Raw genomic sequence first — 12,946 nt, 5'->3', positions numbered from 1 at the left:
TATAAGTTATATTTTATTATCAATCTTTAAAATCTGCTTCTGTAAGGAATATAACATCTCCTCGTTCACTACGCTTCTTCTTAAGTCCACCAAAGAACTTTCTTGACGCTCTCTTTTCAGAGTTGGCAATTGCCCTGTTGATAATCTCTTTAATATCATCAAGCTTGATATTATCATTAACACTATGAAGCTTGTCAATCTTTAAATACAGTTCAAGAAGTGCATCATCATCAACCTCATACTGTCTCTTTCTTGCAAAACGCTTTGCCATATCAACAAGTTCATTAACTGTGTACTGCTTTAATGTAATTCTATGGTTAAATGTCTTTACCATATCCGGATTAAAGTTCACAAGCACATTCATCTCTGCATCTGAATCTTCAAATATAACAACCATTCTATCTGTATCTTCGTTAAGACAGGATATAATCTCATTAATCCTCTTAGGCTGTATTGTACCTGCACCTTCAACGATAAGAGCTGTACCCTTAAGCTTGCCCATAGCTTTGGTTATGCCTCTCTGGTTAATACTCTCGCCAGATGTCTTGGCAATCTTCTTTGGTCTGTCAGGATATACATAATTAATAGCTCTTACAATTGTTCTAGCAAGATCTGTCTTATCAGAGCTTGAATTACCTGATATAAGAATGTTACCACACGAAGAATTAGTCATAGCCATCTCTTCATCAAGTGACTCGAATAAATCTACAAGCTGCTCCTCAAGTCCAGGCATCTCTCTGTATTTTTTAAATATCTTAGCAAGCTCCCCGGATAATTTCTTATCATTATGCCAAACCCTGTCATTGTCATCTTCATTATCCATTGAAGATACATTGAACTTCATATTCATACCCGGCGTAACAAAATCTGTAGCTGCAATCTCTGGCTCAGCGGCTCTGCTGTACTCTGCTTCTGAATTATTAACGTTGTTATAATTGTTAAGAACCTCATCTGTTACTGGCTCAAAATGTGTTGTGTTAAGAGTGAGTTCTTCATTCTCAGGTTCAGCGGCTTTTTCATTAACAGTATATGATACTTCTGGTCTTTGCCATTCGCTGTCGTCCTGTGCCTGTTCACTATTATTGGCAATTACATTACCACTCACCGCTTCACCGTTATTAACAACTGTGCTACCGCTCACTGCTTCGCTATTATTAACATCTTCTGCCACTTTTAAAGCTTCTCTGGCTTTCTCAAGCTCCTGTGTCATTGTCTGATCTAATATAAACGAAGCCTTTCCTGTTCTCATAGCCAGATCTCTCTTAGCCGCACCAAGTAAAACCTCTGCATCAGCTAATCTCTTAGCCTCCCTCTCGCTGAATTCTGTTCCCTTTCTTAAAGCCTCTTCTTTCTTCATGGCAACAATCTTCTCGTAAGCTTCACTCTTCTCATCTTTCTCATCAAGCATACGCTCTAACTCAACCTTAGAGAACTCTCTTGTATCCTGCTTGCCATACTTTTCTTCTCTTACAGTTTCCATCCAGTCAGCTATGCTTAACTGTCCTTCAATCTGCTCATCTTCTATGTTCTCTGCTTCATCATCTGCGTAAACAGTATTAGCATTTCCTGCATTACTATCTGCTGTACCATCAGTTCTTGACTCACTTGTCTTTGCCGGACTCTCATTCAATGCTTCGGACATTCCTGTCTTTCTTTCAAATGGAGGCTTAAATGACTCCTCATCACTAAATATATCATTAATATTCTTAGCAAGTTCTTCCTGAATATTATGAGTATCATAAAGGTTATAATTAGGTACTTTAACCTCTATGTCCATAGCATCAGCTTTCTCATCAATACGCTTTCTTGCCGCCTCCCGTGCTTCTTCCTCGTCTTCCTTGGTAATCTTATCACAGCTGTTCTCAATATTTCTTTTTGCGTTCTCGATAAGCTCCTTTAATGACATAGAAGCTTTGCTGACATTTTCATTAAGCTTCTTATCTGCACTCTCATCTAATATTCTGTTGTCCTGCTCTTTTTCAAGCTTTGCAGCACTCTCATCTACAGAATTCCCTTCTGCTTCCTGTCTTCTAATAGCATTTACAATTGACTCTTTTAATGCACTGCTCTGGTCATTCTGGACAAGATCCATTGATAAACCAGATGTATCTTTTACACCAGCCACGTCTGAACTTCCCGCCACATTAACATTTCCTGTTGAACGGTCATTTCCGGTATAATCAATATTACCCACTGGCTGTTCTCCTGCAACATCTTCAGATTTAAATCTTAAAGCTTTATTAGTCACATTAGAATACCTGCTGTCTGAAGCCTTGTTAGAAGGTGCTGCTTTGTCTGAATCAGCTTTATCATCTTCATCAAGCAGATCGCCGACTTCGTCCTTTTTAAGACGTGCAAGCTCCTTCTGCTCCATAAATAATCTTTCTTTGTTAGCTTCTTCGTCAGACTTTCTTGCGTTAATCTCACTTAAAATCTTCTTCTGTGTGTTAGTCATAGTAACACCCAGCTTTTCCTTAAGCTTTACAGCTTTCTCTACATATATGCCATCCTGAAACCATAATACAAGGTTATCACAGGTCTTAGAACAATCTTCTTTTCTTCCTGTCTTGTAATATAATTCGGCAAGCTCATACATATATTTCTCGTCAATCTCAGCTTCCTTATACTTTTCAAGTATATCAACAAGCTCAGTATCAGGTGCATCCTGTGCCCTTCTTAAGTCGTAATATAAGATATACTTATTAACATCGTGTGCTGATAATTTGGCGTATTCCCTGTATAATTCTTCAGCATTTTCAAAATCGTCAACTTTGATAAAGAATTCTGTGAGCTTATATATAAGCTTTCTGCCTCCAAGGTTACGGTTGTATGCAAGAATTGCCATATCTCTTGCTTCTTCGTAGTCTCCTGCCGCTTCCTGTACATTAATTATCGTTGCAAGCGTAGACCAGTCTTTTACTTTATTCCAGTTCATCTGCTTTGCAATCTCTGCTGCCTGCTTATATTCTTTCTTAGCTGCAAGCTTCTTTATCTGTTCCAACTTTATATTAAACTCATATTTATCCACGTTAAAGACCTCCATTATGTCAATGAATCGACCCTCAAATTCCAATAATACGGCATATTAATGCCAATTTAAACATTCCGTATAATTTTATCACAGTAAAGTATCCTTGTAAACCTGCTATATGAAATCAAAGCTTGCCTGTTCATAGTCCATTCTTGTGTATTCCAATTCAGTCTCTTTAACATTACTATAATAGTCAACAACAACTGTCTGCTGTCTTTTGTCTGCCATCTTCTGCCCAAGTATATAATTAACATCAAACCTTGAGGTAATCGCCGGTGTTGCACCTCTTGCAGGAACAATGAGCTGTACATGGTTTACTGCAAGCAGTTTAAAGATTGGCTCCCATATATATATATCCTTTGCCGCACCAAATGGATTATCTATAAATATAGTCTTACCCAAAGGCTGTCCATCTGATACTGTGTTCATATTGGAAATATAATTAATAATAGCTATAAGGAACTGTATATATATCCCCTGCGACTGTCCTGTTGAGCCTACAGCTTCCTCATATCTTAAATATCTGCTCTGGTCTTTTATTCTCTCTCTCTTGTAAAGATTAATTCTTACTGAATTCATATCCGTTACAATTACTGAGAAAAGCCGTTTCCATGAAAGCCTGCTTCTTATATATCTGAAACGTTCTTCCTGCTCCTTAAAGCTTTCTGCTGCAACAATTGTCTCATCAATGTAAGCTGACATTCTGTCCTTATACATTTCTTCCCTAACATAAGGAATATAAAGCCCGATTATTGCAATATCTTCATTGTCCATTCTGATATGCGAAAGCTTTGGAAGTCTTTCAAGCTCAGTCTTTATATTACAGCAGGTCTGTATACATCTGTTCTCAAAGTTATCCTTGATACGTTCCATATCCTCTATTCCCTTGTGAACACGCTCTTTCTCAAGTTCAATAAATGAATTCGTATCCTCTATTGATTTAACAAGCTGTTCTGTCTTTGCGGCATTAACAGGAAGCTCAACCGATACATTAACCTCAACGGCAAGTTCAGCACCATTATAGTTCTTAAGTTCATCTATTAGCTTTGTTTTATATTTGTTGAACTCATCAGCTTTCTTGTATTCAAGCTTTAATATAGATGAATACTCTTTTGCTGTCTGCTCGTATTCTTTGGCAACACTTTCAAAATCTTTAATCTCAATGTCCGATTCTGATAATTCTGCATAATTCTCAATATCAATTCCTGCATTATATGTTATTCTTTCAAGGTCTTTTCTTATAAGCTGTATCTCTTTGAGTTCATCTGACATATGCTTTCTTAACTGTGCATACTTTTCTATATTCTTCTCTAATTCTGCTACTGCCACAGACATATCATCTGCGAACTTTTCAGGATTGTCACACTCAAATTCTTCATATCGTCCATATTTTTCCTCAATCTGGCTCTTAGCGTGTGCAATACTTCCCTCAAGTCTGTTAAGAAGTGCTTCTTTAGCTTCTGTCTCCCTGCTTCCTTCATCATATTCCTTCTGATACTCGTGCAGTTCATTGTTAAGCCCCATAAGCTTTGTCCTGTCACTTACAGATATTGTTCCAGTCTCATACATCCCCTTAAGTTCTTCTAATGTATGACCTCTGTACTCAATAGCTTCAATACATTTATCAACAGAAGCTTTCAGGTGCTTTCTAAGATTTTCCTTATCAGAAACATCTGAATTCTTATTAGCCAAAATGTCTTTAAGACCTGTTATCTTAGCGGTAAGTTCGTCAGGGTTAATCTTATCCGCTCCATCATTATTATAATCAATGCCCTCATTGTAAAAATGCGACACTGTATTTTCCCAGACGCTTACAAGCTGTGAATACTGATTATCAACATTAGTCTTATACTCATCTGCCTTAATATAGTCTTCTCTTATTTTATCAAGATAATCTGCACATTCTATAATCTGTGCTTCGGCAGCCTTAAGCTTTTCAGTAAGCTGTTTTAATGTCACATATCCCGCCGTTACCCTCTCATTTACAACTGCAATTTCTTCATATCTGCTTATGTTTAATTCAACAGACTTCTTGGACTTTCTGACATTTTCAAGTTCTGCCATATCCTGTGACTTCTTATCATTATATCGTCCAAGCTCTGCTCTGTATGCGGTGATATTCTCTTTGATATCATTTTTTCTCTTAAGAAGCTCCTCAGGTGCATCAAGCTTTTCCGCTGATGTATCACCAGCATTAACCGAAAGCACATAATCTTCAAGAACTGTCTGCTTTCTGCTATTAAGCTTTGTTATGGTATCGTTAAGATTATCAAGTTCTTCCCTTAAAATGCGTACCTTTACATCACGTCTTTTATCGTCTGTAAGATAACTTATGTCATTAAATGCAAATATAACTTTATCGCTGTTTATATTAACATTTTCATCTTTAAGTGCCTCTGCACTTATTACCGGATATACAGCACTATCCTGTGTTTCAGTTTCCAGTTCCGCTTCCTTTAACCTGTCAAAACCACTGTCAATTACAAAGCTGTACTGGATAAATGGTATTCTTTTAACAATATCTTTTCTCTGCTGTTCGCTTACATTTTCAAGATACTTATAACCTTCTGTTACAGCTTCACCGCACACTGATTTAAGATATTCCCTGAACTTATTGTAAGAAGGATTGTCTATATAATAAGAACCTGCACTTACTGCTTCTATAAGTTTTCCAAGCTTAACTGCCTTCTGGCTGTCTTCATTATATTTGTCATTCATTCTTAAGAATTCTTTGAAAATGCCTTCTTTTAATCTGTCAGCTCCTCCAATTCCATATATTCTCTGCAAATCCTTAAGCTTGCTCTCATTCTCCTGCCTGCTTATAATCTGTGATTGAAGTTGGTCAATTCTTTCATCTAACATCGCAATATTAGACTCAGCAATATTAATCTTTTCCTCTGTCTTGTATACCGACTTGGTTGTTTCTTTAATGTTTTCCTCTAAAAGAGCCTCCGCCTTAAGAATACCATTATGCTGTACCCTTAATTCCTCTATCTTGGATATAATATCATCAACAATCAGTATTCCATAAGCGTCAGCAAGCCTTTTAAGCTCTTTCTCGTCCTTTTCAATATGCTGTTTTACAGTGCTTTCCTGCCCATGTATAACAGCACAGTTATTCTTTGCTTCCTGATGTTTATCGTCTGCCTTTTTAAGTTCATCTCTTAAATTCTTCTCATCTATAGCTGCTTTAGCTGTCTTAGCTGAAAGTTCTTTTTCTGCCTTGTCATAATACTGCTTATATATAGCTGCAAGCCTGTTTAATTCTGCCGCTATGTCCTCGTCCTCTATCATACGGCTGTCAATTGCAGTATTAACTTTAACAAGTTCTTTTTCGTAATTGATATAGTCACAATAATTATTAGCTGCCTCTAAAAGCATAAGCTTTTCCCTTGCAGTCTTTATCTGGTTCTCTTTCTTATTTCTATCTGAAAGTGCTTCCTTGACAAGCTTATCAAGCTCATTTAATGACTTCTTTTCCTTTAATACATTGGCTACTGCTATCTTATATTTCTTATCAGAAAGTTCATTATAAAGCTCCTGCTCTTTTTCATTATGTTCTGAAAGCTCTGCTTCTTTTCTGCCCTCAGCATTAATCACTGATAAGAGCATATTGGCAAGCTTGTCCTCTATATTGCTTTTATTAGAATAGAATTCCTTATATGTCGCAATATAATCTTTAAAATATGTTAAAGCCTCTATCTGATTATCATAATCATTAATCTGACTGTTCTTCTTGGAAAGTTCTATAAGCTTATCCTTAATATCAAGTAGTGTCTTTGCCATCATAGAGTCATCATTATCAACTGAAAGCCTGTTATTGTAAGACTTCTGTATAATCTCCTCTATAAGAAGGTCCTCAACGACCTTTCTGCTTGTCCTGTAATTAGTCTCAAAATAAGTTCTTACGTGTCCCTCTGTCTTATTGATGCCTCTTACTATCTCCCACGCACTTTCATATATTCCGTAACGTGATATAAAGCTCTGGTAGTCCCCCTTTCTGTCAAAAATGTATACTTTAATGTTATAATCTGACTTCTCCGCTTCTCTTAAATACGCCTTTAAGCCATTATAAGTAACCCTCTCACCATTAACAGCAAGCGGCAGGTTCTTTATGTCATTTTCCCCGAACTTTCTATAGAAAATGCAGTAATTGAAATACTCTACACTTGTATTATCAGATGATGAAGCCTGTGCCTGTGTTAATGTATCTGTGCCGTCAGTAACATTTTCTTCATCCTTCGCATCTCTTGCCTTTCTTGCACAAAAGCCTGTTGTCATATATCTGAAACCGTCTTTAACTGCATTGTTATCAAGCTTCCACTCAACAAGCGAGTGTATACAGGTGTTGTCACTCCCTTTTCTGAAAAGCTTCTCTATAGGCTGTTTCTCATCAAGTGTGCAATTAGGAATCATATTCTGCATAAGAAGAAGCATTAAAAGACTCTTTCCACCACCGTTAGCAAGGTCATACATTGTATTTCTGCAATTAAAACGCATTATAAAATCATCATAGAACTGCGTTCCAAAATTATATTTAACATTATTAACTCTTATTCTATTAATCTGTGGCATATCTACCTCTTTCCTGCACTACATAGTACATTCTTAAGCTGTTAAATCAAAGACTGCATAATCTCTGCCATACGTCCCTTATATTCATCAAAATAATTCTCGATAAGTGCTTTAAATCTGTCTGTTGGATAATATCTTGACTGTGCTTCCATTAAAAGCCCCTGTGACACACAGAAGTTAAGTACCATTTTCACAAAACCTGTCTTAGAATTTCTTGCGGCTCTTACATCTGCCGTATCTTCAACTGTTATAACCGGAAGCTCGTCCCAGCTTAAAGCTATCTGTTTAAAGCTGTTCTCCTCTATATCATCAATAATCATTCCAAGCTTCTTATCTATAATTGCTGACACCGAATAATCAACATTTTTAACAATATCCTCAACCTTTACGAACTCAACATAAGTCGTATTAGATGATGCCGTATAGAATTCTGTTATAATATTGTATATAACAAAATATGCCATATATAAATCTTTATTCACTTTAATGCCAAGTTCTTTACGCAGTTCTTCATTCGTATAGCCAAACACCCTGTTGTTCTCTCCTGCACTGACATATAGTCCATTATTATACTCATATATTGAAAGGTTAAGCTTCTTAAGTGACACATGTACTATGTCATAGATTTCTGCATTGTTGTTATATTCCTGATATAAAGAACTATTGTCACCACGCTCAGTAAGTTCTTCACCTGTTATAAGCTTCGATACTATATCCAATGCTTTTTCAAGATTTCTATTTTCCATCGTCTGCCTCTTTTCTGAATGTAATATTCATTACCTGCACATTGGTGTAATCTATTATTTCATCTGTTCCCTTTTCCATAATTATATGTACAGGCTCACTTCCTTCAAAACCCTCCTTTAATATGTCATCAAGAAATGTTTCTGACTGCATATTATCTCCACCGATAACATAGCTGTCCTTCTGGCACAGATTAACAAAGAAAGAGTAGTAATCAGCATTATTAAGAATTTCCTCTCCATAAGCTTCTGACATTATATTATTGAATTCTCCAAGCGTTAAAATGTCCGATTTATTCATACATTTCCTGTTAATACACTCCTTAAGATTATTCATTATAAAGATGTAATTATGTCTTATTCTTTCATCTTCTATCTCATCTTCATATACTATATCTTCTGGTGTGTCCTCTGTTACATATTCCTTCTTATCATATCTTGCCGGCTTTACAAGAAGTGCTTCATCTATTGTCTTTATGTCAAATGTCTTCTTTATATTAAGCTTTAACAGCGGCTCTATTATAAATGCCAACAATGAAGCATCATCTGTCCTAATCATATCTGAGAGTGTAGCTGTGAAATCCATATGTGGACGAAGCCTTGAAAGCTTTGCTTTCTTTACTGCCTCATCTGTCTTATTCTGCATATCAGTACAGTCACGAAGAAGTTCCGCGTGCTTGTTCATTGCTATTTTAAGCTGGTCCTCAAGATAATGGATTTCTTTTAATGTCCTGTAATAGCTTTCTGTCGCTGATGAATTACTCTCAAGCCTTTCTATTGCCTTGTCAATAAGTTCCTTGTTCTTCTTAAAAAGCTTCTCCTCATCAACGAACCATTTCATTCCTGTATTGACAAAATCCTCATAATGTTCAAGTCCTGTCTTTACATCTTTGGAAAGCATATCCATAACTTCATTCTTCTTAACCTTAAGCCTTCCAACTTCCTCATTAATTCTTTCTATAACCTCTACTCCGCCTTTAAAGTTATTGGAATTAATCATTTTCTCCAAAAGGAGCTGTGACACGCTTATACGGCTTTCGTCCTTAATCTCTTTCGTATCAAGATAAAACTCGACCGCATCAGCACTTATACTGTACCACACAGTATTATCTTTTATTGTACTTTCTATAAGCTTAACCCTTGATACTCTCTTCTTCTTCTCCACAGGGTCATAATACGCATACTCAAATGGCTTTCCCTCATTCTTCATCTTATCAAAGACATAATCTGCCACTTCCCTGCTTTCTTCCTCAGTAAGCTTCATATCAAAGTCGTGCCTTATTATGTTATTAAAGAACTCCTGATACTCCTTGTATGTAACTTCCTTTTCCTTGAAGTTATTTTCCTCAATAAAAAAACGCAGAACAGCCATCACGATATATCCCATATCAAGTGCTTCATATCTGCCCTCCTTAAACTGGGAAAATGAAGTATCAATAAGCCTGAAAAAAGGATAATATTTCTTAAGATTAAGCATTCTTTCCCTGTGCTCTGTTATTATCTCTCCAATCATATTCTCCGCCATATGTATACCTCTTCATATCATTATGCCATTCTGCATATGTCCGATTTATTCAATATTAATATGTAACTTTTATATCTTTTCAATACACCTAATTAAGTTGCAATTATACAGAACTTCAACTCCATATATTAAATGGTTATAATTCTGTCCTGCCTTCAAGTGCTCTTAAGAGTGTAACCTCATCTATATATTCAAGGTCACCGCCTACAGGCACTCCACTGGCTATTCTTGTAACCTTTATGCCTGCCTGCTTTATCATCTTACTTATATACATAGCTGTTGTTTCTCCCTCAAGATTAGAGTTCGTAGCGATTATTACCTCGTCTACATCTTTCTGAAGACGCTTCATAAGTTCTGCCAGCTTAATATCTGATGGGCCTATTCCAAGCATTGGACTTATAGCCCCGTGAAGTACATGATACACGCCCTCATACTTTCCTGTCTTTTCGTATGCTGCCATATCCCTTGTCTGTTCAACGACCATAATCTGCTTGTGATTTCTGTTAGGATCTTTGCATATAGGACAAAGTTCCTCATCAGTAAGCGTATAACATTCTTTACAGTAATGTATATGCTCTTTAGCACTAATCATTGCATTGGCTATGCCCTCAACTTCTTCTTTAGGCATATTTATAATGTGAAATGCCAGGCGCTGGGCACTCTTAGCCCCAACCCCTGGTAATCTTGACAACTGCTCTATTAACTTATTAATATGACCGCTGTATATGTCCATTAGAAAAGGCCTCCTCCAAGTCCTGAAAGACCACCTGTTATCTTAGACATAGAAGCCTGTGATTCTTCTTCGCATTTACGAAGTGCTTCGTTAGTTGCAGCAACTATTAAATCCTCTAACATTTCTACATCATCTGGATCAACTGCTTCTGGATCAATCTTAACCTTAGTCACTTCTCTTTTACCTGTTACAGTAACTTCAACAACTCCGCCACCTGCTGTAGCTGTGAATTCTTTAGACTCAAGAGCTGCCTGCTGTTCCTCCATCTGTCTTTGCATTCTCTGTGCCTGCTTCATAAGATTGTTCATATTGCCAGGCATTCCTCCTGGAAATCCACCTCTTTTAGCCATTATATAAATTCCTCCTTATCATCTATTTCGATATCCATTCCAACAAGCTCCTCTAATGCTATATAACGCCTGTTAAAATCCTCATCTTCATCAATTCTTGTGCATACCACTCTTACTGATATACCTGTTCTTTCTTCGATAAGCTCTTCTATCTTAGCGATTGTTTCTTCCCTGCTTATCACGTTATAACCACTAATAGATTTTACCATAATCTCAAGGCTATTACCATCCTCTGTTACAGTAACATCAGCCTGCTTTAACAAATTCATAAGCAGTGCATCATCCATTGAAGCCACTATCTGACTCCACTGTCCTGCTATCTGCTTTATATCATCTGTGACTGCATCATAATTTCTTCTAAGAACAGGCTTTTCTTCCTGTACTACATCATTCCTGCTGCCAGTGCCTAAAGCACCAGCACCACCTGACTGTAATGACATATTATCAAGCATATCCTTAGTTATATATGCACCTGACTGTAATTTACTAAGAGCTTCACTTAACTGGTTCTCAAGGTCATTTACCCTGCCTGCAAGCTCCTGCATATCCTTAGGACTTTCCATGGCCGGCTTCATAAGCTTAATAAAAGCTACCTCTGCCTTAACTCTCTTCTGCGTTGCATACTTCATCTCATTGGAAAGCTCTGACAGAACTCTTATATGACGCATTATACTGTCAACATCTACGTCCCTGGCATCTTCTATCATATCCTTAATATTATCCTTGGATACCTCGATAACATCTTCTATCTTATCTATATCATCTGTTGTCTTAATCAGCAGAAGATTTCTTAAATACCACACAAAATCTGTCACAAACTGAGACAAATCCCTGCCCTGCATAATTATGTCTTCCATAAGATTCATACAGCCTGCAACATCTGATGTCTTTATTGTCTTATACATCTTGCTGAACACTTCTGTATCAACTGCTCCAAGCACGTCAAGTACATTTTCATACTTAAGCTCTTTGCCAAGATAAAATGCTATGCACTGGTCTAACAGACTGAGTGCATCTCGCATAGAACCATCAGCCGCTTTGGCTACATATTTTATTGCCCTATCCTCAACGCTTATATTCTCTGCTTTCATAAGCTGAGTGAGCCTGTCTGCTATTGTTTCTATTGATATTCTGTGAAAATCATATCTTTGACAGCGCGACATAATAGTTATCGGTATCTTAGCCGCCTCTGTTGTTGCAAGTATAAATATTACATATGCAGGTGGTTCTTCAAGTGTCTTTAACAGTGCATTGAACGCTCCTATAGACAGCATATGAACCTCATCTATTATATATACTTTGTACTTCCCTTCTGTTGGAGAGTATTGTACTTCTTCTCTTATCTCTCTTATATTATCGACACCATTATTAGATGCCGCATCAATCTCTATTACATTCATAGACGTTCCTGCTGCAATTGCCTTACATGCAGGACATTCGCCACATGGACTTCCATTAACCGGGTGTTCGCAGTTAACTGCCCTGGCAAATATCTTTGCAACACTCGTCTTGCCAGTTCCCCTGGTACCACAGAAAAGGTATGCGTGTCCTATTCTGTCTGCCAATATCTGATTTTTTAATGTTGTAACTATATGATCCTGACCTTTAACATCTTCAAAGGTGTCAGGACGCCACTTTCTGTATAGGGCCTGATATGACATACTTAGAGGACTTCCTTTCTGAAGAGGTGTTTCGCTCATCGCGTATTACAATACGTTACACTTCGCTTAACTCGTAACGATGGCGTTCCAGAAGCTTCTGCTTCTGTCACTGTCGCGGTGCTCCTCGAATCGATTGCAATAAGGCCTTTTTCCTGCTAGCAGGAAACGTCCTTCTTTCAATCCATTCTCATCGCATATTACAATACGTTACACTTCGCTCAACTCGTAACGATGGCGTTCCAGAAGCTTCCGCTTCTGTCACTGTCGCGGTGCTCCTCGAATCGATTGCAATAAGGCCTTTTTCCTGCTAGCAGGAAACGTCCTTCTT

The 12,946-nt window shown here is 37.2% G+C and carries 7 protein-coding genes; all 7 read right to left on the bottom strand.

Translation table 11 applies throughout. From position 1 onward, the window contains the following. Positions 1–19: 19 nt before the first annotated feature. Positions 20–3,028: a hypothetical protein gene (locus WMO14_RS11275; RefSeq protein WP_055306974.1), complete on the bottom strand. Its 3,009-nt coding sequence runs from the start codon at positions 3,026–3,028 to the stop codon at positions 20–22. 117 nt (positions 3,029–3,145) lie between these two features. Further along, the gene (locus WMO14_RS11270; protein WP_349153852.1) at positions 3,146–7,606 is read right to left on the bottom strand and encodes a rhoptry family protein; all 4,461 of its coding nucleotides are present in this window, start codon (positions 7,604–7,606) and stop codon (positions 3,146–3,148) included. Between the two features lie 41 nt (positions 7,607–7,647). Continuing rightward, positions 7,648–8,352, bottom strand: coding sequence for a DUF6063 family protein (locus WMO14_RS11265; RefSeq protein WP_022503081.1), 705 nt, complete (start codon positions 8,350–8,352; stop codon positions 7,648–7,650). Beyond that, positions 8,342–9,874: a hypothetical protein gene (locus WMO14_RS11260; protein ID WP_349153851.1), complete on the bottom strand. Its 1,533-nt coding sequence runs from the start codon at positions 9,872–9,874 to the stop codon at positions 8,342–8,344. Before WMO14_RS11260 ends, WMO14_RS11265 begins: the two co-directional genes overlap by 11 nt. 136 nt (positions 9,875–10,010) lie before the next feature. Beyond that, complete coding sequence (gene recR, locus WMO14_RS11255) at positions 10,011–10,607, bottom strand: recombination mediator RecR (RefSeq protein ID WP_022503083.1); 597 nt, start codon at positions 10,605–10,607, stop codon at positions 10,011–10,013. Then, the gene (locus WMO14_RS11250) at positions 10,607–10,957 is read right to left on the bottom strand and encodes a YbaB/EbfC family nucleoid-associated protein (protein ID WP_022205992.1); all 351 of its coding nucleotides are present in this window, start codon (positions 10,955–10,957) and stop codon (positions 10,607–10,609) included. The genes recR and WMO14_RS11250 overlap by 1 nt, the downstream gene beginning before the upstream one ends. Continuing rightward, on the bottom strand, positions 10,957–12,618 hold the full coding sequence (gene dnaX, locus WMO14_RS11245) for a DNA polymerase III subunit gamma/tau (RefSeq protein ID WP_349153850.1): 1,662 nt from the start codon (positions 12,616–12,618) through the stop codon (positions 10,957–10,959). Before dnaX ends, WMO14_RS11250 begins: the two co-directional genes overlap by 1 nt. Positions 12,619–12,946: the final 328 nt, after the last annotated feature.

Origin of the sequence: Lachnospira rogosae (ex Hitch et al. 2025) (assembly GCF_040096455.1) — a bacterium.
GTDB classification, from domain to species: domain Bacteria; phylum Bacillota; class Clostridia; order Lachnospirales; family Lachnospiraceae; genus Lachnospira; species Lachnospira rogosae.
The sequence above is the reverse complement of the archived record's forward strand: the minus strand, read 5'-3'. Positions and strand labels throughout refer to the sequence as shown.

Coding starts and splice junctions, on each gene's coding strand:
- WMO14_RS11270 (WP_349153852.1), bottom strand. CDS start 7,606: ATGCCACAGATTAATAGAATAAGAGTTAATAATGTTAAATATAATTTT.
- WMO14_RS11265 (WP_022503081.1), bottom strand. CDS start 8,352: ATGGAAAATAGAAATCTTGAAAAAGCATTGGATATAGTATCGAAGCTT.
- WMO14_RS11260 (WP_349153851.1), bottom strand. CDS start 9,874: ATGGCGGAGAATATGATTGGAGAGATAATAACAGAGCACAGGGAAAGA.
- recR (WP_022503083.1), bottom strand. CDS start 10,607: ATGGACATATACAGCGGTCATATTAATAAGTTAATAGAGCAGTTGTCA.
- WMO14_RS11250 (WP_022205992.1), bottom strand. CDS start 10,957: ATGGCTAAAAGAGGTGGATTTCCAGGAGGAATGCCTGGCAATATGAAC.
- dnaX (WP_349153850.1), bottom strand. CDS start 12,618: ATGTCATATCAGGCCCTATACAGAAAGTGGCGTCCTGACACCTTTGAA.